Origin of the sequence: Shewanella sp. SP1S2-4, assembly GCF_031932075.1 — a bacterium.
Taxonomy (GTDB): Bacteria; Pseudomonadota; Gammaproteobacteria; order Enterobacterales; family Shewanellaceae; genus Shewanella; species Shewanella baltica.
Genome location: NZ_JAUOET010000011.1, coordinates 56,534 through 79,378 on the forward strand (window position 1 = coordinate 56,534; position 22,845 = coordinate 79,378).

A 22,845-nucleotide genomic window follows, 5' to 3' on the forward strand; every position below is an offset into this window, starting at 1 on the left:
GTTCGGCTCAATGGTTGGAGTGATATTGATGGTGATTATTGGAGTGTGGTTTCGCCAATTAGTTCTTAGGTGGTGAAGAAGCTTGGGGTTTTTCTGCGTCGTCCTGTTGAATTTGATGTAAGAATTCATACTCCTCAGGGGTGAGCACATTTTCAATCGCGATCGGGCGTTGCTGTGATTGGGGTTTAGCCAGGCGACCTTTTAGGTAGGCAGAGCGGGTGATTTGTTTCAGGCCGTATACGGCCAACATATACATGCTCAGCAGTAAGGTGAGTCTTGGCAATGCATGGGATAGCAACGATAAGTGATCACCAAGATAGAAGGGCAAAATCACCACAAACACGCGGATCAACCAGTTCAACAACATGGCTAAAGTCAAACCTATCAGCCACCGAAACCGAATGGTACCGAGCGCCTCTTGGGTTAGTGTGGCATCGCTTTGATTGCGTTTATGCCGACGAAACAGCACCCACAGCGCGATAAAGTAACAACAGGTTTGTATTGATAGCAGTGCGGGCAGTATGGCGCCCCATTGGCTAATGCTAATTTCCTTCAGCATTTGGGTTAAAGGTTGCCACTCCCCGTTGGGATGCGCGCTTAATCTTAGGGCAATATCTAAAATGGCGAAAACTAAGGTGAATGCCGACGGCCAGTAATGTTTTGAAAACCCTAGTGGTTTATGGGTTGGTACTAAGCTGCGTTTGCAGTAGAGATAGAGCAAAGGCATAAGCAAAAAATAGATAGGGTTAATCAGGTTGAATAGAATATGGATCGGAATTGGACTGTTATCGCGGTTCAATAAACCCGTTAGGAAGTACAGGGCGATGAGACTTAAGAAAGCGGCGAGGAGTTTTTGGTTACCGTCTGGGTGATAAAAGTAGCGAATATAAATAGCTAACGCGAGGCAATGTACGCCTCCGAATAACGACAACCACCAGTAAGCTTGAGCGAAAAAAGTATTAAAATCGTTCATATGCGATACCTCGAGCCCTGTTATATCAGGGAAATCGGCTCGGTAAAAGTATCGCCGTTAGTTTTTCTGCTGGCTTGCTATGCGCTGATGACGATTTGAAGCCGCCTCGGGCACAGCGCTGGGAACGGGAATGCGTTCCGCGAGTAAGTGTTTGATTGCGCGAATGGGATGCGGTAACAGCATCCTAGGACCGGAGAAGATCATGATCTCTTTGACGATTTGTTTCTGCGCTGGTTTGTAGCAATGTACAGGGCATTTATTACAGGTGGGTTTGCTTTGTCCGTAGGGGCAGCGATCTAGGCGCGTTGCGGCATAATCCAATAACTCAATGCAATCTGCACATAGGCCTGTCGCGTCTTGGCCTTGGTGTTTCGCCTTGCAATAAATCGTTACCATAGCGGCAATGGTTTGGTGTTCGTACAGGAGTTTGCCCGTAAGCAGTGTGGCTGTGCCCATTGGAATACCTTAGCTTGTCACTCGGATATCCCATCATAGGCAGAGAAATTGACGCTGACAAAATGAAAGCGCCAATTTATGAAGGTGCGCACAAAATAGGGCTTTAAACAATCCCGTCATCCTCAATGTCGCACCTAAAAGTAAACCTTAGATATGCATCACTTTGTCGGCAGCTAGTGTCCAGCGAGTTAAATCTTGCAGCGTACCTATGTGTGCGCCTTCGATAATCATTTCCGCCGTGACGCCTCGCGCTTGAGCACAGGTCTTACAAAGCAGGATAGGCACTTGCTGCGCTGAGAGGATCTCGAACATCTGTTGTAGGTTGTAGCTTAAGTCGGGTGTGGTTTGATTTTTGAGTGCGCCAAACACGGCATTAGACATGAGAAAGAGTTTAAGATCGACGGCTTGTTCATCCTGATCCTTCAGTGCTAATGCGATGCGTAGGCTGTTAAATAGCTTTTCTGTCCCGTAGGGGCTGGCGTGAGCCACGATAAGAATACTTTGCATCAGGTGTTCCTTATATTTGTCGTAAACAGGGCGATTGGGGTGATAAGGCAATACGGTTGCGTCAGTCTAGCGCAATTGACTATAACTATTTGAGCGCAAGATCGTATAAAAAGGCATAAATACTTGATTTGCACCGACACAATGGACTTTAATAGCGGTTAATCTCTGCTCAATTTTTAGCTAGACTCGGTTGCCATGGACACTGTCCTAATGGATTTTGGCAAACCAATTGACACGGCTTCTGACGAGAAGCGGCCATCAAAGGTGAACAAGAATGAAGATCATAGTCGTATTTATACTAATTGCTGTCGGGGTGTTTTTATTTCTTCGTGCGCAGCGATTGGCGAAAGAAGAACAAGAGGCGATGAAACCTAAATCGACCACGGTAAAATCTGTTGTTCCTTCCGAAGAGGCACCTATTTCCTCCGCTGCTGAACCCGAGCGAGTAGAGCCTGAGCCAGTTGAGCAGGCTGAGGACTCTCGCGTGGTGGAAGTTGAGCCTGTCATCGAAGTTGAAGCCGAATTGATGCCCCGTGAGACGAATGAGCCGGCGAACATTTCGGTGGAACTAGACACAGATATCATCGAAGTCGATATTCCTGCGGCTCATAATGAAGAGGCGGTGATCATTTTAGGCACCACGCCAACAGATGAACAAGCTGACGTTAAGACTGAAGCAGAGCCAGCATCGAGCACGCGTTCAGAGGTCGGTGCGCCAGGGGCTTGGGCGAATGTAACCTTAGTTCGGGCCTTTGAAGAACATCAAGGGGCAACGTCAGCCAGTGCTCGCTATACCGCGCTGCAAAATATGGTCGCAGAGTGCTACAAGCAGCGTAAATCGGCGGATTATCTCAACTATGGCGCTCAGTTAGCTGAAGAATATGTCGCACTGTTCCAAGCGGCTAGCGCCGAGCAAGGCAAAGATACTGAGCTTAAGTCTTCCGGTTTCTTGCATTTAGCCACCTTGCTAAATGATACCCAAGCCTTCGATGCCGCCATTGTCATTTGTCGTAAAGCATTAGAGCTTGGGCTGAGCGATGGCACTGTCACTGGCTTTGAGGGTCGTATCAATCGGATTGAGAAAGCACAGGCTAAAGCAACTACGGCTTAACACTTTGGTTGGGAGTGCTTAGCGGGTAAACCCTTAAACGAAAAGCGGTTATTTCCCTCGTCTAAGCAGTGTAGAATCCCTGCTAACTGAATGCGCAAAAGGCGAACTAAGGTTCGCTTTTTTTATGGGCTTGATAGGGGAAAAATGAAACTAAGCTATGCCTTACAGAATGTCTTATTCGGGCTTGGATTATTGCTACTCAGTGGCTGTACTAAAACCCCAGAATGGACCCTATTTTATTATCCCGATGTGAGTGCCATTCCGGTGACGCCTTTGCAGGCTGAGGATATTAATGGCTACTACGACACCTTAGCGCAATGCCAGAGCAAGGCCCACGGCATGCAGCGTCTAAGCAGCTCTGGTGTGAGTGGCTTTGGCCTTGGTGTGTATCAATGTGGGCACCTATGTGAGTTCGACGATAAGTCGGTGCTGGTTTGCAAGACCATGAGCCAATAGGTGGATAAGATGAAGTTTAAACAGGATTTTTTTACACAGTTACCTGAGTTTTACTCGCAGGTGTACCCGCAAGGGATAACTAAGCCTGAATGGCTGGCATGGAGTGATGACGCTGCGCAATTGATTGGCTTGAGCCAACCCACCGATGAGCTGTTATTGGGCTTGTCTGGCAATGCCGCCGTCGATGGCGCAACTTATTATGCTCAAGTGTATAGCGGCCACCAATTTGGCGGTTACACGCCGCGCTTAGGAGATGGACGCTCGATCATTTTAGGTGAAGCGATTGGCCCAAATGGCGCATGGGATGTTGCCCTTAAAGGCGGCGGTCCGACGCCTTATTCGCGCCGTGGTGATGGTCGAGCTGTGATGCGCTCTGCCGTGCGTGAGTTTTTAGTCTCTGAGGCGTTGCATCATTTGCACGTGCCGACGACCCGTGCCTTGGCCGTGATTGGCTCTGACTTACCCGTATGGCGTGAGAGCCAAGAAACCGCAGCTATTACCGTGCGTTTAGCCCGTAGCCATATTCGTTTCGGTCATTTCGAGTTTTTCTGCCACAGTGAGCGCGGCCGTGCCGATAAGCTGATTCAATTACTCAACTTCACTATTACTCAGCACTATCCCCATTTGAGTTGTGATGCCGCAGGCTATAAAGCGTGGTTTTTACAGGTAGTGCAAGATACCGCTAAGATGATTGCCCACTGGCAGGCGGTCGGTTTTGCCCATGGAGTGATGAACACAGACAATATGTCGATTCTGGGTGACAGTTTTGACTTCGGTCCCTTTGCGTTCCTCGATACATTTCAAGAAGATTTTATCTGCAATCATTCGGATCCCGAAGGTCGCTATGCCTTTGGTCAGCAGCCGGGGGTCGGTTTGTGGAACTTGCAACGCTTAGCGCAAGCGCTCACGCCCGTGATCCCATCCGATGACTTAATTGCCATTCTTAATCAATACCAAGAGGCGCTAGTGCAGCCTTATTTGCGCTTGATGCGGGCAAAACTAGGTCTTTCAGTAGTTGATGTCTCGTCGGTAGAGCAGGACAAACAGGATCTCGACCTCATAGGTAGATTCACTGTGCTGATGGAGAAAAATCAGCTTGATTACACTCAGACTTGGCGTCAATTAGGCAAGTTAGATCCGACCAGCAAACACAGTGCACTGCGGGATGACTTTATCGATGTCAGCCAGTTTGATACTTGGTATCAAGCCTACCAACAACGATTGGGCGCAGTAGCGGATATCCCAGCGTGGCAAACTGAGCGCAATAGTGTGAATCCCAAATATATTTTGCGTAACTATTTAGCCCAAGAGGCGATAATCGCAGTGGAAGAGGGTAATCTTGCGCCGCTGCATTTGCTGCAAAAAATCTTAACTCAGCCCTTTGCCGAGCACGCAGAGCATGAAGACTTGGCCAAGCGTCCACCGGACTGGGGCCAAGGTTTGATCATGTCATGTAGTAGTTGATGGGATAACAAGCATGAAATTACCAAGTACGCATTTAAAAGCCATGAGCTTAGATACCATTAGCTTAGATAGAAGCGCCTTAAGTTTAGCGGTCAGTGCGGATATCGATTTTGATCGTTTCGCCGACTTTGCCGAACCCTTAGCCGCGGCGCTCGATTGCACTGTGCGCGAGCGTCAGTGGGGCGCCGACAGGCATCAATGGTTATTAGAATTTGAAGGCAGCCAGTTATGGCTCAATTATGAGTTTTACGGCAACATTTGCTGGCTCTCGACCGAACGAGAAGCCGATTTTGAGGTGCTGGAATACTTAGCCACTTTGCTGCAACCTCACCTAAGAGTGAACTGAATATGAGTCAGAATATGACGCCACCAACCACGAGTTCTAGCGGCGCTGAGTTCCATTTTCAAGCCCTAACGCCGGATTTGATCTTAGATGCGATCGAAAGTCTGGGCGTGTACCCGGAAACGGGCCTGCTCGCGCTGAATAGTTACGAGAACCGCGTCTATCAATTCCGCAGCGATGAAGGACTGCGTTATGTGGTGAAATTCTATCGCCCCGACCGTTGGAGCGACGCGCAGATCCAAGAGGAACATGATTATGCGCTCGCACTTGCGGCAGAAGATATCCCGATTGCCGTGCCTGTGATCATCGAAGGTCATACGTTACACAAGTACCAAGGCTATCGATTTACCCTGTTTCCTTCCTTGGGTGGCCGCGCCTTCGAAGTCGATAATTTAGAACAGCTGGAATTAGTTGGCCGATTCATCGGTCGTATACATCAGTACGCGGCGCAAACTGTATTTGCTGAACGTGAACCGCTGAATCCGCAGATTTTAGGTGCCGAGCCGCTTGCGTGGTTAAAGCAATCTAATCTAGTGCCTAATAGCCTACGCTTGCCGTTTTTTACCGTCGTTGAGCAAGTGTTGGCTAAGGCGAATGCGATTTGGGATCGCCAAGATTTTGCGGCCATTCGTTTGCATGGCGATTTACACCCAGGCAATATTTTGTGGACGCCAGATGGTCCCGGATTCGTTGATTTAGACGATGCTCGCATGGGGCCGGCGATTCAAGATTTATGGATGATGCTAACGGGTGATAGAGCGCAGCAGTTGATGCAGCTTGAGATATTACTCGAAGCCTATGAAGAGTTTTGTGAGTTTGATACAAGGCAGTTAGCCTTGATTGAACCGCTGCGGGCGCTGCGTATGGTGCACTACAACGCGTGGATTGGTCGTCGCTGGGACGATCCTGCTTTCCCGATGAACTTCCCTTGGTTTGGGGATGAAAAGTATTGGGAACAGCAGATCTTGGCATTTAAGGAGCAACTTTTTGCCCTTGGCGAGCCACCACTGAGCCTAGTGCCTTATTAGTATTGAGCAAAATATGATGTCACAGACGTATCTTGTGACATTAGATTGAACTCTTAAGCTTGAGTTACACTCAAAAAATGGAATATGTTAGTCTCCAGCCAATTTATCAAAAATGATTTAAGGAATGTTCATGAAAAAAGTATTACTTATGGCCGCGGCTTTATTACTGGCGCCACTGGCTGTATCGGCTGTGGAATACCAAGAAGGTGTGCATTACACAGTGATTAACGATGGCCCAGCAACCGCTAAGCCAGAGATCACCGAGTTTTTCTCTTTCTATTGCCCACACTGCTTTAATTTCTCTAAAACGGTAGTGCCAAAAATTCTCGCAGAAAAGCCTGAAGGCGTAGCGTTTAACCAAGCACACGTTGATTTTATTGGTAAAGAAATGGGCGTTGAAATGTCACGCGCATTCGCAGTTGCGCATCAGTTAAACGTCGATGATAAAATGGATGCGGCGTTATTCTCTGCCATTCATGAGAAAAAAGAACACTTCACTAGCCTTGCCGATATTCGCGCTCTTTTCGTGGCTAACGGTGTCGATGGTAAAACCTTCGATGCGGCCGCAGAGTCTTTCATGGTGAAGGCGCAAATGGCGAAAATGAAGCGTGATACTGAAAACGCTAAGCTGACTGGCGTACCTGCTCTCGTCGTTAACGGTAAGTATCGTGTTGAGACTGGCGCGATTAAATCCTACGACGAACTGTTAGATATCGCTTTCTACTTAACCAAAAAATAGTTTTATGGCGTTATCACATCACTGTCATGCGGGTTTGTAATAATGCTGAATATACTGAGTTTGAAAGGAGCCTGAGGGCTCCTTTTTTATTGCGGTACGGCGCAGACTAGGCGATTTTGAGGTTAGTCGCTTGAACTTATTGAATAAAAGCGAGGCAAAAAATAGGCAAAAAAAACCGTACTTCTTGTAAAAGAAAGTACGGACTTGAGCCAGAGGACTCATTTTTACCCTGAGTAACGCTGTTAATTTAGCAGAGCGTCAAAAAAATGGCAAGTGACATTATTATGGCGTTTTGTTTATTTGGGTTACAGCGTGGCAAATTGATAAGTTAACTAAATCAGATGATTAACTGTTTTTGGCAATAAATTATGAAAAAAAGCACGCTAACGATGAAACTCAAGTGGTAAAGCTTCTGTCAAACAACTGTAATCAATAACAACAAGAATGCTTGTAGGTGGTCATATGAGAGTTTTTCCTGTCTACGCACCTAAGCTTATCGTTAAGCATGCGCGTATTTTTCTCACTGGTGTTATTTGGGTTAAAGACTTAGGACGATTGGAATTTGAGAAGGGACGGTTTTTGCTGCCAAGAAAAAGCCTGCCAAAAGTGAAGCAGGCTATTTTAGAATTGAACGAACTGATCGAAGCGCAGCATCATCAAACAAAGGCTGTTTAGATTTCGCTGTTTAACAAGCCAACAAGGCCAGTCACTTTTTCGTTCCAAGAAGTGAGTTCTTCTTGTAGTTGCTGGTTTTGCGCATTCAATTGTTGATTGTGCTCACTCAGCGTAGACGCTTTTTGCTTCTCTTCTTCAAGCTCCATTTTTAGAAGCTCGATAGTTTCGAGTGCAGCCTGGATTTTGGTTTCCAGTTTGGACAGTAATTCAAGGCTCATCTGGAGAGTCCTATGGTTTCTGGATGGGACTGTGATTCTAGCAGTGCCTAGAACTTAAGGAATAGCGATTCTTGTCGTTTGGTCAAAAAACACCCTATTACTGGGTTCTAAATTAAGTTTTTTTGCATTTGTTATTAACTCGTTAGTATTCTTGGTTTTATTTTTTATCGGAATGGTCCATGTCGCCTAGTCTGCTCGCCATACTCCCGCTACTGTTGACCTTAACCTTAGCCCTGTTTTTACGTCGTACACTTGTGGCGTTAGGCGTCGGCATCGTCTCTGGCGCGCTATTGATCGCCCAATTTGATCCGCTGCAAACTGGGCGGTATTTGCTTGATATCGGCGTTAAACAATTCTATGCCCAAGGTGCTTGGCAAGCTTGGCACCTCAATGTGCTATTGGCCATGTTGCTGCTAGGCTGCATGACGCAGTTATTAGCACGTGGCGGCGCCGTGGGTCAGTTTGGTGATTGGCTTTATAGCCGTATCCGCACTGAACGTCAGGCGCGTCTGGGCGTCGTTTTCCTTGGTTGGTTAGTGTTTATCGATGGAATTTTCAGTTGCCTTGCCGTCGGCCATGTTTGTCAGCCATTGAGCCAACGTTATGGTATTCGCCATGAGCAGCTCGCCTATTTGGTCGATTCCAACGCTTCACCTCTGTGTGCGCTATTGCCTTTCTCTAGCTGGGGCCCCTATGTGATGGCTCTGATTGCGGGGATCAGCTTTTTGCCCGTGTCACCGCTGGAAGCCTTTATCGATGTGGCTTTATTTAATTTTTACGCCATAGTGACTTTAGGTTTATCCGTGCTTGTCGCTTGGTATGGTGTGGGGTTTCGCTCTTTTGTTGCCCCTATAGAGGCCAAATCCTCAAATGCGGTCGAGGCTAGGGGAAATCCTTGGCTGCTCGCTATTCCTATGCTGACGCTGTTATTGGCTTCGGTGGGATTAACTTTGTGGTCGGGGGCTCAGCAGGTCTCGTCTTGGAATGTGTCTCTCTGGCTGGCTAAGGCTGATATTGGCGCCTCTATGCGCGATGCTTGTTTATTGGCGACCTTGGTCACTCTGATTATGTTGAGCTTGTCTGGGCGACGTTTAACGGCGTTAGTGGGGGATTTGAGCCACGGTGTGCGTATGATCGCTTTCGCCATTGCGATTTTGCTCTGTACTTGGATGATTGGCGCTGTGATCCAAGATCTTGGCGTGGCGAAATTGTTAGCTGCTTGGGCTAAGTCTTATCTTTCTCCGCACTTGCTGGTGGCGGGCATGTTTTTACTCTGCGCGATTATGGCTTTTGCGACGGGTTCAAGCTGGGGAACATTTGCGATTATGATCCCGATTGGCGCTGAGATTGCCCATAATTTAGATCCTCATCTGTTATTGCCTGTATTGAGCGCTGTGATGGCGGGGTCAGTTTTTGGCGATCACTGCTCGCCCATCTCAGATACCAGCGTGCTCAGTGCGACCAGTTCAGGTTGCGCTCCCCATGACCATGTGGTGACTCAGTTGCCTTTCGCGTTAATCGCGGCGTGTTCGGCCTTGGTAGGATTCCAATTAGTGAATTTAGCTGTGGCGACGCCGTTAGTGTGGTTGGCCGTGGTGAGCTGTGGTCTCGGTTTATTTGCCTTGATGGCACGTTTCTACTCGCCTTGGCCTAAGTTAGCGGCGCAGACATAAAGCCTGTTTATCGTTAAAATGGCCTATTCGGTTTGAGTGAAACCCTTTATTTCAATGTACTGATTTAAGAGATGATCAATATGAGCATTACCCGTTTAGACGTTGGCACCCGCATGAGCAGCATAGTCATTCACCAAGGTACTGTGTATCTGTGTGGCCAAGTGGCGAAGGATAAGTATCAAGATATCACTGAGCAAACCGTCACTATGCTGGAGGAAGTCGATACCTTGTTAGCGCAGTCGGGGAGTTCACGTGAGCATATATTGTCAGCGACTATCTATCTGAAAGACATGGGGGATTACGATGCGATGAATGCCGTATGGGATGCTTGGGTGCCTAAAGGCCATGCACCAGCTCGCGCTTGCGTGCAGGCTGCTATTGCTGAGCCCGAATATTTGGTTGAAGTGTCTGTGATCGCGGCGATCCAGTGACCGATTTCAACCGATAAAATTATAGTTGCCATGTGTTGCCACTGTTAATCTTGTTTAGTGGCAATTAGCACCTTGCCAAATTCAGCATTCGCATCGGCAGGCGTGATGGCAACGATATGGTCGAGCCTAAGGACGTGTTGAGTTTGCTGCTGGATAACAAGCCACTCGGTTTTGTCGGCTCTGGTCTGCGTGGTGATGGCTTGGCCTTGGCACTGGGTGCCATCAATCAACTCAATCTTGAGCTGATAACCGCGCAGGCAGGCAAGTTCGAGGTAATCGTAGTGTTCGCAGGGGATCATTTTATAGTCAGACATAGGGTCGTCTCATTGGGAGTTCGACCCTATTGTGGCAAAAATACTTGCCATTGGCATTATATGCGCGCCCCTCTTGACTTTATTCCTGTCGCTCCCTAGTCTGCTTGTTCAGTAATCAAGGTGGTATGCGATGGAAATAACTTACAATTTAAAACCTGCGTCCGAGCGCCGTACTGAGCAATTCAAGCCCGAGGGGAATGTGGGCTTTGGTAGCCTCAGAACCGATCATATGTTTTTGATGGATTATCATGACGGACAATGGTGCGATCCACGCATCGTTCCCTATGGTCCATTTGAAATGGCACCGGGTGCAATGGCGTTGCATTATGGCCAGTCGATCTTTGAAGGCGCGAAAGCCTTTATGCACGAAGATGGCGAGATTTATACTTTCCGCATTAATAAGAATGCCGAGCGGATGAATCGCTCCGCCGATATCGTCTGTATTCCTAATATCGATGAACAAGTGCAGATGGATGCGATCAATGCGTTGATCGATGTCGATCGCCTGTGGTTCCCGATGCAAGAAGGTGCGTGTCTGTATATTCGCCCCTTTATTTTTGCGACCGAAGACCGACTCTCTGTTAGCCCAAGCACGCGTTATACCTTCTGTGTGGTCTTAAGCCCAAGTGGTGCTTATTACGCAGCGGGCGTGAACAAAGGCATACGCTTACTCATTAGCAAAACTTTCCATCGCGCGGTATCGGGCGGCACTGGCGCCTCAAAAGCGGCGGGTAACTATGCGGCGTCGTTGCGTGCGGGTAAAGCCGCGGCAGCCTTTGGTGCATCGCAAGTGTTATATCTCGACTCGACCAATCAACAGATTGAAGAAGCGGGTGCGATGAACCATTTCCATATCTTAAAAGATGGCACTGTGATCATTCCGACCTTCACCGATACCATTCTTAAGTCGATCACCTCGCAATCCATCATGGAATTGGGTGAGATGCTTGGTTGTGAAGTGCGCCAAGAGACTGTCATGCTTGATCAATTTATCGCCGATATCGAATCTGGTGAAATTATCGAGGCGGGTGGTTTTGGTACAGCGGCCGTGGTTTCAGCTGTAGGTTCCTACATTTTTGAAGATGGCCACATAGTCACTGTCGGTAATGGTGAAGTGGGCGAGCATGTTCAGCGCATCTACAAACTGTATACCGAAATCCAAAAGGGCCACATTCAAGGTCCTGAAGGCTGGGTTAAGCGTGTTGAACGTTTAGCAAAGTAAGGATGTTGTGGTGATGATTAAAGGCTCCTAGGAGCCTTTTTTATTGGCTGATTTTGACGATGACATTTGTAGACTTCGCCTCAAAGCAAATCAAATCAAACCAAATCAAATCAAATCGGCTGTGGCTTAGATTGATTCTTGAGTAAAGTTAAAAAATCCGCGCCACTTAAGGGTTTACTGAGTAAGAAACCTTGTACTTGATCGCAACCCTGCATCGCCAAGAAGTTGAGCTGTTCTTGGGTTTCTACGCCTTCGGCGACAACGTTGAGGTCTAAACTGTGGGCGAGGGCGATAATGGCGCTGGTGATGGCCGCATCGTCGGGATCATTGGTAATATCTCTGACGAACTCTCGATCGATTTTCAGCGTGTCTATCGGGAAGCGTTTGAGATAACTTAGGCTCGAATAACCTGTCCCAAAATCATCCACCGCTATGGTCAAGCCTAGGGCTTTGAGTTTAGATAAAATGCTGACTGACTCCTGCGGATTGCCCATGATCATCGACTCTGTCAGTTCAAGCTCAAGGGATTGTGCTGGTAGACCAGAAACTGCCAAGGCCACTTCTATGGTGGAGATAATATCAGCCTTAAGCTGGCGCGCCGATAGGTTAACGGCGACAGTGATACCATTGAATCCTAAGCTGTTCCATTCGGCTAATTGCTGGCAAGCATGATTGATTACCCAATGGCCAATTTGAGTGATGATGCCGGTTTCTTCCGCCAGCGGAATAAACTCGACGGGGGAAATGGGGCCAAGTTCAGTGTGATGCCAACGTAAAAGCGCTTCTATCCCAGTCAGCGAGCCATCTTTTAAACAGAACTTAGGCTGATAAACTAAGCTCAACTCGTTGCGCTGAATCGCCTGTTTTAACCCACTTTCGAGTTGCACATGGCGCGTGGCAATTTCATTTAACTTAGAAGTATAAAACTGGAAGTTATTCCTGCCTGACGATTTCGCGTGGTACATGGCAGTATCGGCAAATTTAATCAGCGAGTCGGCGTTGTCGGCATCGTTTGGATAGAGACTGATACCGATAGAGGTCGAAATGGTCAGCGTTTTATCGTCTAATAAAAAGGGCGTTTGGAATGCTCTGAGCACTTTTTCTGAGATCAAAGTAGCGGCTTTGGTTTTGGCCACTCCTTCTAAAATAATGGTAAATTCGTCACCGCCTAAGCGTGCAACCGTATCGCCATCGCGCACTGCATTTTGTAGTCTTCTGGCAACGGCTTTGAGCAGTAAATCGCCGACATGGTGACCCATGGAGTCGTTGATATGTTTAAAGCGGTCGAGATCTAAAAACAGTAAGGCGACGATATTGTTCGCTCTATGCGCTTGGGTTATCGCGTGATTAAGCCTGTCTTGGAACAAGGTTCGGTTGGGTAGGCCAGTTAACGTGTCGAAACTGGCGAGGAAACGCAGATCTTCTTCGGCTTTTTTTCGCTCTGTAATGTCGGTAAATACCGCAACGAAGTGGCTGGTTTCACCTTTAATGTCGATAACTTGGTTGATCTCTAGCCAGACTAGAATTGCCTGCCGTTGTTTATTGCGGATCCACAGTTCCCCAACCCAATGTTTATGACGCAGCAGCTGTTGTTCAATGGTATTGAACAATTCACGCTGTTGGCGGCCAAAGGCTAAGTGAGTAAAATGTCTGTCGCTGATTTGGCGTTCTGTGTAGCCTGTTATCGTGCAAAATGCAGGGTTTACTGAGCCAATGCGATAGTCTAGGCCCGCTACGACAACGGCTTCATTCATGCTGTTGAGCACTTGTGAGGACAAGACCAACTCGTTCTCAATCAGCTTACGAGAGGTAATGTTACGGTTAGTCCCTGTCATGCGGATCGGGTTATCTAAACTATCTTTTTCAACCACTTTGCCACGATCTAAAATCCATACCCAATTACCCGGTGAGCGTTCGACACGGTACTCGGCTTCGAAGAAAGGTGAGCGGCCTTGAAGATGCTCGTTTAGCTCAAGTTTGAATCTCTCTCTGTCTTCTGAGTGCATGCTCTCATGGGCAATATTGCTGCTATTCCAATGGGGAATCGAAGCATCCATATTGGTACGATAGACTCGATTTTCGGGTATGTTCCAGTCCCACATGCCATCGCCAGATGCCCACAGTGCCAGCTTTAGTCGCTCCTCAGAGGCGCGGATACTGGTTTCAAATTCACTTTGTATGTGACGTTTCTTTTTACGCCAGCGAATAATCCAAACCAGCAAGCCTAATGTGAGTAAGAAATAAAGGGTGTAGGCGAACTGAGTGCGATAGAAGGGGGCTTGTACATTCAGATCGACAAGCAGTGCATAGGCACCTGCTGAGTTGTATTGTAGGCCATGGCGAACATGCAATCGGTAATGACCAGGATTGATGTTAGTGAAGGTGATTTCATTGCCTGTGGGTAGCTCATGCCATTCGTTATCAAATCCTTCAAGATAATAGCTAAAACGATTTTTACCTGTGTAGCTGAAATCCAATGAGGTCACCTCAAAACTGATCAGCTGATCGCTATAGTCCATCACTATGCTAGGAGGATGACTTAAGTCGAGAATCGTATGGTCTTTTCCTGCAATGCTATAGCCTGTGAGCGCGACTTTAACATCGGGTCGTTGATCCGGAATCAACTTGGGATTAAAACGATTGATACCATTAATGCCACCAAACCAGAGATCGCCATCGCTGTCTTGCAGTTTTACACCACCGTTAAACTCCAGCGCCTGTAATCCCTCTTGCTCGTTGAATATGATGACACGATTGGTTTTAGGGTTTAGTTTGCCTATGCCCGCATTACTGCTAAACCAAATATTATGTTGTTGGTCTTCTAATAAGGCGTAGATAGTATCGCTTGGTAATCCCTGATCGCGGGTGTAATGGGTAAAGTCTGCATTGGCATCTTGAGAAGGTAATATACTGATGCCACCATGGGTGGCGAACCACACCTCGCCCGCTTGAGTCACTAAAATATCGCGGACACGGTTATTGATTAAGCTTTTCTTATTAGCAGCTTGATGGAAGTAAGATTTCCCTATACCCGTCTGCATGTCCAGTTTCAACAAACCATCGAGTGTACCAATCCATAGCGTATCTTTATGTGCTCTGAGGATTAAAAGTTGGTTTTGTGCTGGAGAGAAATGGTCAATATTCGCCAATGAGATAAAAGTAAACTCATCGTTACCTATAGCCTTGCGATAGAGGGCGTGAGTCGTTGCTACCCAGAGATGGCCTTGATCATCAATTTCTAGATTACGAATATAATTGGCTTCAGAGCCTTGGTCCGTACTTGCAGTGACCTTGAGTAATTGGAATTCTCCCTCTGGCGACAACCGGCCGAGTCCATAGTTAGTCGCAAACCAGAGCACGCCTGCTTTGTCTTGATCAATATCTCGCAGGGTGAGATTTAAATTGCGTTGATGCATCCCTAAGGCGTTCGCAAATCTCTCCGTAAAGTGCTCATATTGCCCGTTCGTTAACATGCGCTTAAGCCCTGCGCCTTCAGTACCTATCCAGAGGGCATCATCTTTACTGCGGAACAAGGTGCGAATATTGTTACTCTGTTGCGACAGATCTGGGGTGTATTCGAAAATATGCTGAAAATACTGGCGGCGGGTATTTATTTTATCTAAGCCCGAATAACTGGCGCCTAACCATAAATTACCAAAGGGATCTTGCAGCAAACTCAGTATGTTGTTTTCACTGATACTGTTGACGCGCTTAGGATCATACCTGTGGTAAGTCGCATTAAATGCTTTGTTGTTTCTCTCCAGTTGAATAAGACCCGCTTCAGGCCCGACGACCCAAAAATCACCCTGTTCAGTTTGGATAAAATCCTTGATATAAGGCACGTTATCGTCGGTCTGCCAAAGGATTTCGCCCTGTTGCGAGGCTAAGTTGTAGTGCCATAGCTGTCCACCGAGCGCTAAGCTGATCGAATAGGCCGAGTTCGCTTTAATTTGATAGGCCGTGACATTTTGCGGCACGTTCAAGCGGGTGATGGTATTTGCACTGACAGCAAAGGTGCCGCTATCTTGGGTTCCAGCTAACAGATAAGTGTTTTCAACATTGGCTAGGCTTGTGATATGGGGTTCGACACTATTACCTAAACTCACTTGGGTAATGCGTTTAGTTTTGATCGATAGGGAAAATAGTCCTGCTTTAGTGCCAATCCAGAGTGTATTACCCACTATGCTGAGTTTGGTGGTGCGGGGATCGGTTAAGCCTTGTTCTTGGCCAAAGTGTTCAAAGGTCCCAGTGCTTAAATCGAGTCGATTGACTCCTTGGCTGAACGTGGAAACCCAGATGTAGCCTTCTGAATCTTGAATAATGTCAGAGACATAACTTTCAGAAATACTGTTAGGATCGTTGGGTGAGTGGGTGAAAATATTGAAGTTATGACCATTATAGGCATGCAAACCATCTTGAGTGCCAATCCACAACATGCCAGCACTGTCCATAAACAGGCTGGTAATTGTATTCTGGTTGAGACCATCTTCACTGCGAATATGTTCAAATTTAAGCTGTGTAAAAGCCGCACTCAAGGGTTGCGTTAATCCATTGCACGATATCCCCCACAAACTTAGGATACAAAGCGCGCTTAGCACAAGCTTGTGGATTAGTTGACTCAAATTTTCCCCTACCAAAAAACGGACCCATCCTGATTAGGTTTCTATTTAGTTTAGTTCTTAGCCTAGACCTTAAATGCCATTTTGTTGTAAAAATTTAGTTTAAATAACTGACTTGGTTTAAAAATAACCAAAATCGATGGGCGCGATTCTATCACCGATCATGCGATAGCTTAAATATACTGTTTCAGTGTCTTTGTGCTGGTTATGACGAGCTTTTTTTCCCGTGTTTAAGCTTAAGAAGCTTAGCACTGTTTAAGATAGGCCAACATATGATGCTGCGACAAATGCAGCGAAAACCAGTGCGTGGGGTCACTAAAATCACGAGGGCGAATAGAAAAAGACCTTGCCGGAAGGGGGAGAAGCAAGGTCTTTGGTTGAACTATTTTAAGGCTATAGCGGGTGCATCTCAGTTATGGCCATAACCGAGGTCAAGATCTAAATACGCTTGTGTGTTTATGATCCGTTCACGCTCAGCAAACGACACCATCTTCTCGGCAATGCTGTCACTGTCACCTTGCTCGAGAATGGTGCGTAAGGTGTGCTGACAAGCATGGATAGTCGCTCGCTGTAAGTCAGAGGGAATAATAATGAACTTGTATCCCAACTCTTGCAGTCTGTCCTTCGACACCAGCGGTGTTTTACCACTGTGGAACATATTGATGAGCTTAGGCTGCTTAATATGTTTAGCGATCAATTCAATTTGCTCAACGGTTTCGGGTGCTTCGACAAAGATCACGTCGGCACCCGCTGCTAAATACGCATGTGAGCGTTCCATTGCAGCATCGAATCCTTCAACGGCAATCGCATCAGTGCGAGCAATTAAGGTAAAATCTGGGTCAGTTTGGCTATCCTTGGCAACACGGATTTTGTGCACCATTTCTTGGGTACTCACCAAAGATTTATCATTCAGATGGCCGCAGCGCTTTGGAAAGGTTTGATCTTCCAAGTGCAATGCTGCGACACCCGCTCGCTCAAAGGCTTTCACTGTACGGCTCACGTTGATGGCATTACCAAACCCAGTATCTGCATCCGCTATGATGGGCACTTGGGTCACTTCGACCATTTGCTCAAGTCGATGCAACACTTCGCTAAAGCTCAGAATGCCTATATCGGGGAAACCACAACTTCTCGCAATCGCGCCGCCACTGGCATAAATCAGCTTAAACCCCGCCTGTTCGGCTAAACGTGCCGTCATACCATCGTAAACACCGGGGGCGACGTGAATATCGCTACCACTGAGCATTTGTCGTAATGCCGTTGTTTTTTTCATTTGAATCCTCTTCCTTGTGCGCCTTTAGCGATTGAATCTAAAACCAGATAAACGATTAGAAACACTCGCTCGGTACTCGCACAAAACCTTCCATTAGCACGCGGGCGCTGCGGCTCATAATGGCTTTAACAACTGTCCATTCGCCGTTGACCATTGACGCCTCAGCCCCAACACGCAGCGTGCCAGAGGGATGACCAAAGCGCACCGCATCTATTTTGTCCTTAGTGTCGCCGCCAGCGGCTAAGTTAACTAAGGTGCCTGGGATCGCTGCTGCTGTGCCAATTGCCACTGCTGCCGTACCCATCATGGCGTGGTGCAGTTTGCCCATCGACAGGGCGCGCACGAGCAAGTCGATATCATCGATATTGACGGGTTTGCCGCTCGATGACACATAGGCTTTGGGTTTAGCAACAAAGGCAACCTTGGGCGTATGTTGGCGTGTAATGGCTTCATCTATATGTGAAATCAAGCCCATACGCACTGCGCCATAGGCGCGAATGGTTTCGAATTTTGCCAGTGCCGCTGTGTCGCTATTAATATCATCCTGCAGCTCAGTGCCTGTGTAGCCTAAGTCCTCAGCATTGATAAAAATGGTGGGAATGCCAGCGTTAATCATAGTGGCCTTAAAGCTGCCAATACCCGGCACTTCTAGCACATCGACAACATTGCCCGTCGGGAACATGCTGCCACTCCCTCCGTTAGAATTGGCATCTTCGTCTGCAGCCGGGTTCATAAATTCGATTTGCACTTCAGCCGCGGGAAAGGTCACACCATCGAGCTCAAAATCACCGGTTTCTTGCACTTCACCCTTGGTGATGGGCACATGAGCGATAATGGTTTTGCCTATGTTGGCTTGCCAAATACGCACAGTGCAGACGCCATTTTGTGGAATGCGGGCCGTATCAATTAAGCCATTACTGATGGCAAAGGCACCGACGGCGGCGGTTAAGTTGCCGCAGTTACCACTCCAATCGACAAAGGGTTTATCGATGGCCACTTGGCCGAACAGGTAATCGACATCGTGATCGGTTTGAGTGCTAGGGGAGAGGATCACAGTTTTACTGGTGCTTGAGGTGGCGCCGCCCATGCCATCGATTTGTTTGCCGTAAGCGTCTGGGCTGCCAATCACTCGCAGCAGTAGCGCATCACGGGCAGGGCCAGCAACTTGTGCGGCTTTCGGCAAATCCTGCAGACGGAAAAACACGCCTTTACTGGTGCCGCCGCGCATATAGGTCGCAGCGATTTTGATTTGTGGCGCGTGGGTTGTTGAAGCATTCATAGATTGACTCCAAAAGGACTCCCAATGGAATCCAAATGAGCGCCAGTAACTTAATTGGGGAAGTTATTGGCGCTCGGTTTAGCTAGCTTATCTTTAGCTGATATTCGCGTTTTACTTGAGCCGAGCCTTGATTCAAGACTCGACTCAAGCCTGATTCGATTTAAGCCTGATTCGATTCGAGAAAGTCCTGCGCGAAGCGTTGCAATACGCCGCCCGCCTCGTAGATTGAGACTTCTTCGGCGGTATCGAGACGACAGGTTACTGGCACTTCGATGCGCTCACCGTTTTTACGGGTGATAACGACGGTCAAATCCGCTCGTGGTGCTGTCGTGCCGAGGACATCGAACACTTCGGTGCCATCGATGGTGTAAGTCGCGCGGTTGTCGCCGGCTTTAAATTCCAGCGGCAACACGCCCATACCCACTAAGTTAGTGCGATGAATGCGCTCGAAACCTTCGGCAACAATGGCCTCAACGCCCGCTAAACGCACGCCTTTGGCGGCCCAGTCGCGGGACGAACCTTGGCCGTAGTCTGCGCCTGCTATGATGATCAGCGGCTGCTTACGTTCCATATAGGTTTCAATCGCTTCCCACATGCGGGTCACTTGGCCTTCGGGCTCGATACGCGTCAGTGAACCTTGTTGCACTTTACCGTCAACGATTGCCATCTCGTTTTTAAGCTTAGGGTTGGCAAAGGTCGCGCGCTGGGCGGTTAAGTGATCGCCCCTGTGGGTGGCGTAGGAGTTAAAGTCTTCCTCCGGCAAGCCCATTTTGTGCAGATATTCGCCTGCGGCGCTGTCCATCATAATGGCGTTCGATGGTGATAAATGGTCGGTAGTGATGTTGTCACCCAGCACCGCGAGTGGTCGCATGCCTTTTAATGTGCGCTCTCCGGCCAATGCGCCTTCCCAGTAAGGTGGGCGACGAATATAAGTAGATTGCGGACGCCAATCGTACAGCGGACTGATTTGCTCGCCGTAATCGACGGCTAAATCGAACATGGGCTCGTACACTTTGCGGAACTGCTCAGGTTTAACGCTAGTCGCAATCACGGCATCGATTTCTTCATCCGATGGCCAAATGTCGATAAGTTTGACGGGGTTGCCGTCTTTATCTAATCCCAGCACATCCTTTTCGATATCGAAACGTATAGTGCCGGCAATTGCGTAGGCGACCACTAATGGCGGCGATGCTAAGAAGGCTTGTTTAGCATAGGGATGAATACGGCCATCAAAGTTGCGGTTACCCGATAACACTGCGGTGGCGTACAAGTCGCGGTCGATCACTTCTTTTTGAATCACAGGATCCAGCGCGCCGCTCATGCCGTTACATGTCGTGCAGGCAAAACCAACAATGCCAAAACCGAGCTGTTCAAGCTCTGGTAATAGCTTGGCTTCTTCCAAATACAACTGCACCGCTTTTGAGCCGGGGGCCAGTGAGGTTTTGACCCAAGGTTTACGAGTTAAGCCTTTGGCGTTGGCGTTGCGGGCAATCAGACCGGCGGCAATCACGTTGCGCGGGTTACTGGTGTTTGTGCAGCTGGTAATCGCCGCGATAATTACAGCGCCATCAGGCATTAAGCCGGGTTCGTTTTCGACTACGCCGCTAATTCCGCGCTCAGCTAATTCTGATGTTGGCACCCGTGCATGTGGGTTTGATGGCCCTGCAATGGTGCGCACCACCGAGGATAAATCAAAACGCAGTACCCGTGGATAGTGCACTTCAGTCAAGCTGTCGGCCCACAAACCTGCGGTTTTAGCATAGGTTTCAACCAGCTTAACTTGCTCGGCTTCGCGGCCCGTTAAGGTCAAATAATCAAGTGTTTGCTGGTCAATGTAGAACATGGCTGCGGTGGCGCCAAATTCAGGCGTCATGTTTGAAATCGTGGCGCGATCGCCTAATGTCAGCGCCGCTGCGCCTTCACCGAAGAACTCTAAGTAAGAGGAGACGACTTTTTGTGCGCGTAAAAATTCGGTTAAGGCTAATACTATGTCAGTGGCCGTAATGCCAGGCTGCGGTCTGCCCGTGAGTTCGACACCGATAATGTCCGGCAGACGCATATAAGATGCGCGCCCCAGCATCACGCTTTCGGCTTCTAGCCCGCCGACACCAATGGCGATAACGCCCAGAGCATCAACGTGCGGCGTGTGGCTGTCGGTGCCAACTAGAGTATCGGGGAAGGCCACGCCATTGCGAGCATGCACCACAGGCGACATACGCTCTAAGTTAATTTGGTGCATGATGCCGTTACCCTGAGGGATAACATCAATGTTTTTAAAGGCTTTTTGCGTCCAATCAATAAAGTGGAATCTGTCTTCGTTGCGTCTGTCTTCGATGGCGCGGTTTTTAGCAAAGGCGTCTTTATCGAAACCGCCAAATTCCACCGCCAGTGAGTGATCGACAATTAATTGAGTTGGCACCACTGGGTTCACTTTAGCGGGATCGCCCCCTTTAGCCGCAATCGCATCACGCAGGCCTGCAAGGTCAACTAAGGCGGTTTGCCCCAAAATGTCGTGGCAGACCACGCGGGCAGGAAACCAAGGGAAATCAAGTTCTTGCTTAGATTCGATAATTTGTTTCAGCGAGGCGGTTAAGTCCGCAGGTGTGCAGCGACGGACTAAGTTTTCAGCCAGCACGCGCGAGGTATAAGGTAGCTTGGCGTAGCTGCTTGGCTCAATGGCTTCCACGGCTTCGCGGGTATCGAAATAATCGAGTTTGGTGCCGGGTAAGGGCTTGCGATATTGGGTATTCATAGCAGTGTTCATAACATCATCCATTTCGGAAAATGAAGTTGGCGCGAGACTATCCTTTAACAGAAGTCTCGCGCCAGAGTCGTTAGCTTGGCTTAACGGTTGGCAATGGGGACGACTTTGCGTGGTGCCACGCCCACATAATCGGCACTTGGGCGGATGATGCGGTTGTTAGAGCGTTGCTCCATCACGTGCGCAGCCCAGCCCGTTACCCGTGAACACACGAAGATAGGCGTGAACAACTTAGTCGGAATGTCCATGTAGTGGTACGCGCTGGCGTGGAAAAAATCTGCATTACAGAAGAGTTTTTTCTGTTCCCACATCAGGGCTTCACAGGCAACCGATACGCGGTATAGACGGTCGTCACCGTTGGCGGCAGCCAGTTTTTCTGACCATTCTTTGATGATGGCATTACGTGGATCGCTATCGCGGTAAATCGCGTGGCCGAAGCCCATGATCTTATCTTTACGCTCGAGTTTGCCCATTAAGATGTCGCGGGCATCGGCTTCATCTTTCATGTCTTGGATCAGTTCCATCGCCGCTTCGTTCGCGCCGCCATGCAGCGGGCCGCGCAGTGAACCAATGGCGCCAGTGACGCATGAATGCATGTCTGACAGAGTTGAAGCACAGACGCGAGCGGTAAAGGTTGATGCGTTAAATTCATGTTCTGCATAAAGAATCAAGGATACGTCCATCACTTTTGCATGCAGTTCAGACGGCGCTTTACCGTGTAATAAATGCAGGAAGTGGGCGCCAATTTGGTCGTCATCGGTTTCAGTGTCGATACGCACACCGTCGTGACTAAAGCGATACCAGTAACAGATGATTGATGGGAAGGCGGCTAATAGGCGATCGGTGATTTCACTCTGTTCGCTAAAGTTGTGCTCGGCTTCTAAGTTACCTAGCATAGAGCAGCCAGTACGCATCACATCCATAGGATGAGTCTCGGCAGGAATGCGCTCTAATACTTCTTTTAAGGCTTGCGGCAGACCGCGAAGGCCTTTGAGTTTGGTTTTGTAGGCATCAAGCTGGGCTTGAGTGGGCAACTCGCCGTAAAGAATGAGATAGGCGACTTCTTCGAAGGTGGCGTTTTCACCGAGATCTTTCACATCATAACCGCGGTAAGTGAGGCCCGAGCCTGACACGCCCACTGTGCTTAATGCGGTTTCGCCTGCGCTTTGGCCACGTAGTCCTGCGCCGCTTAACTTTTTACCTTCTGACATAATGTAATCCTTCCGTTAACGCTATTTGATTATTGCCAGCGCCGAGCGCTGACGTTTATTGGTTAAGGCTGCTGGTGTAGGGCGGCAGCTTG

Annotated in this window: 20 protein-coding genes; 10 read left to right on the forward strand and 10 right to left on the reverse strand. The window is 48.3% G+C overall.

Features of this window, described 5'->3' with window-relative positions; genetic code table 11:
• Window positions 1-58 precede the first annotated feature (58 nt).
• The 3 genes from Q4Q52_RS12010 to Q4Q52_RS12020 all read right to left on the reverse strand — a co-directional run bounded on the left by Q4Q52_RS12010 (window position 59) and on the right by Q4Q52_RS12020 (window position 1,936).
• Entirely contained in the window at window positions 59-973 is a 915-nt protein-coding gene (locus Q4Q52_RS12010) for a hypothetical protein (RefSeq protein WP_311990709.1), read from the reverse strand.
• A 57-nt stretch (window positions 974-1,030) separates the two neighbouring features.
• A complete protein-coding gene (locus tag Q4Q52_RS12015; RefSeq protein ID WP_012090453.1) occupies window positions 1,031-1,429 on the reverse strand; it encodes a nitrous oxide-stimulated promoter family protein in 399 nt (132 codons plus the stop codon).
• Between the two features lie 147 nt (window positions 1,430-1,576).
• Window positions 1,577-1,936 (reverse strand): DsrE family protein, encoded by a 360-nt coding sequence (locus tag Q4Q52_RS12020; RefSeq protein WP_311990710.1) that lies wholly within the window; start codon window positions 1,934-1,936, stop codon window positions 1,577-1,579.
• Between the two features lie 274 nt (window positions 1,937-2,210).
• Here Q4Q52_RS12020 and Q4Q52_RS12025 point away from each other — a divergent pair, with 274 nt between their 5' ends.
• The 7 genes from Q4Q52_RS12025 to Q4Q52_RS12055 all read left to right on the forward strand — a co-directional run bounded on the left by Q4Q52_RS12025 (window position 2,211) and on the right by Q4Q52_RS12055 (window position 7,752).
• Window positions 2,211-3,047 carry a hypothetical protein gene (locus tag Q4Q52_RS12025; protein WP_311990711.1) on the forward strand — a complete coding sequence of 279 codons (837 nt, stop codon included), beginning with the start codon at window positions 2,211-2,213 and terminating at the stop codon, window positions 3,045-3,047.
• Window positions 3,048-3,191: 144 nt separating this feature from the next.
• Entirely contained in the window at window positions 3,192-3,503 is a 312-nt protein-coding gene (locus tag Q4Q52_RS12030) for a hypothetical protein (RefSeq protein ID WP_311891204.1), read from the forward strand.
• Window positions 3,504-3,512: 9 nt separating this feature from the next.
• Window positions 3,513-4,967: a protein adenylyltransferase SelO family protein gene (locus tag Q4Q52_RS12035; RefSeq protein ID WP_311990712.1), complete on the forward strand. Its 1,455-nt coding sequence runs from the start codon at window positions 3,513-3,515 to the stop codon at window positions 4,965-4,967.
• 13 nt (window positions 4,968-4,980) lie between these two features.
• Window positions 4,981-5,313 (forward strand): DUF3630 family protein, encoded by a 333-nt coding sequence (locus Q4Q52_RS12040; RefSeq protein ID WP_063884645.1) that lies wholly within the window; start codon window positions 4,981-4,983, stop codon window positions 5,311-5,313.
• A gap of 2 nt (window positions 5,314-5,315) precedes the next feature.
• Complete coding sequence (locus Q4Q52_RS12045) at window positions 5,316-6,338, forward strand: serine/threonine protein kinase (RefSeq protein WP_006083490.1); 1,023 nt, start codon at window positions 5,316-5,318, stop codon at window positions 6,336-6,338.
• A 130-nt stretch (window positions 6,339-6,468) separates the two neighbouring features.
• Window positions 6,469-7,077 carry a thiol:disulfide interchange protein DsbA/DsbL gene (locus Q4Q52_RS12050; RefSeq protein WP_311990713.1) on the forward strand — a complete coding sequence of 203 codons (609 nt, stop codon included), beginning with the start codon at window positions 6,469-6,471 and terminating at the stop codon, window positions 7,075-7,077.
• A gap of 462 nt (window positions 7,078-7,539) precedes the next feature.
• Window positions 7,540-7,752, forward strand: a complete 213-nt coding sequence (locus Q4Q52_RS12055; protein WP_106649149.1) for a DUF1107 domain-containing protein — start codon at window positions 7,540-7,542, stop codon at window positions 7,750-7,752.
• Here the strand turns inward: Q4Q52_RS12055 and Q4Q52_RS12060 are convergent.
• Window positions 7,749-7,970, reverse strand: coding sequence for a cell division protein ZapB (locus Q4Q52_RS12060; RefSeq protein ID WP_006083484.1), 222 nt, complete (start codon window positions 7,968-7,970; stop codon window positions 7,749-7,751). The two genes, Q4Q52_RS12055 and Q4Q52_RS12060, sit on opposite strands and share 4 nt — an antisense overlap.
• A gap of 179 nt (window positions 7,971-8,149) precedes the next feature.
• Between Q4Q52_RS12060 and Q4Q52_RS12065 the strand changes: the two genes are divergently transcribed.
• The gene (locus Q4Q52_RS12065) at window positions 8,150-9,643 is read left to right on the forward strand and encodes a Na+/H+ antiporter NhaC family protein (RefSeq protein WP_311990714.1); all 1,494 of its coding nucleotides are present in this window, start codon (window positions 8,150-8,152) and stop codon (window positions 9,641-9,643) included.
• Window positions 9,644-9,723: 80 nt separating this feature from the next.
• Window positions 9,724-10,074: a RidA family protein gene (locus Q4Q52_RS12070; protein WP_311990715.1), complete on the forward strand. Its 351-nt coding sequence runs from the start codon at window positions 9,724-9,726 to the stop codon at window positions 10,072-10,074.
• 44 nt (window positions 10,075-10,118) lie between these two features.
• On the opposite strand, the gene Q4Q52_RS12075 is transcribed toward Q4Q52_RS12070, so the two are convergent.
• Complete coding sequence (locus Q4Q52_RS12075; protein ID WP_311990716.1) at window positions 10,119-10,388, reverse strand: Rho-binding antiterminator; 270 nt, start codon at window positions 10,386-10,388, stop codon at window positions 10,119-10,121.
• Between the two features lie 130 nt (window positions 10,389-10,518).
• Here Q4Q52_RS12075 and Q4Q52_RS12080 point away from each other — a divergent pair, with 130 nt between their 5' ends.
• Window positions 10,519-11,610 carry a branched-chain amino acid aminotransferase gene (locus Q4Q52_RS12080; RefSeq protein WP_006083479.1) on the forward strand — a complete coding sequence of 364 codons (1,092 nt, stop codon included), beginning with the start codon at window positions 10,519-10,521 and terminating at the stop codon, window positions 11,608-11,610.
• A 110-nt stretch (window positions 11,611-11,720) separates the two neighbouring features.
• Here the strand turns inward: Q4Q52_RS12080 and Q4Q52_RS12085 are convergent, their stop codons facing one another.
• The 5 genes from Q4Q52_RS12085 to prpC all read right to left on the reverse strand — a co-directional run bounded on the left by Q4Q52_RS12085 (window position 11,721) and on the right by prpC (window position 22,753).
• Window positions 11,721-16,247 carry an EAL domain-containing protein gene (locus tag Q4Q52_RS12085; RefSeq protein ID WP_311990717.1) on the reverse strand — a complete coding sequence of 1,509 codons (4,527 nt, stop codon included), beginning with the start codon at window positions 16,245-16,247 and terminating at the stop codon, window positions 11,721-11,723.
• Window positions 16,248-16,638: 391 nt separating this feature from the next.
• Window positions 16,639-17,502, reverse strand: coding sequence for an oxaloacetate decarboxylase (locus Q4Q52_RS12090; RefSeq protein ID WP_311990718.1), 864 nt, complete (start codon window positions 17,500-17,502; stop codon window positions 16,639-16,641).
• 55 nt (window positions 17,503-17,557) lie between these two features.
• Window positions 17,558-18,781, reverse strand: a complete 1,224-nt coding sequence (gene prpF / locus Q4Q52_RS12095; protein WP_311990719.1) for a 2-methylaconitate cis-trans isomerase PrpF — start codon at window positions 18,779-18,781, stop codon at window positions 17,558-17,560.
• A gap of 160 nt (window positions 18,782-18,941) precedes the next feature.
• Entirely contained in the window at window positions 18,942-21,545 is a 2,604-nt protein-coding gene (gene acnD, locus Q4Q52_RS12100; RefSeq protein WP_311990720.1) for a Fe/S-dependent 2-methylisocitrate dehydratase AcnD, read from the reverse strand.
• Window positions 21,546-21,625: 80 nt separating this feature from the next.
• Window positions 21,626-22,753 (reverse strand): 2-methylcitrate synthase, encoded by a 1,128-nt coding sequence (gene prpC / locus Q4Q52_RS12105; RefSeq protein WP_259579353.1) that lies wholly within the window; start codon window positions 22,751-22,753, stop codon window positions 21,626-21,628.
• Window positions 22,754-22,845 lie beyond the last annotated feature (92 nt).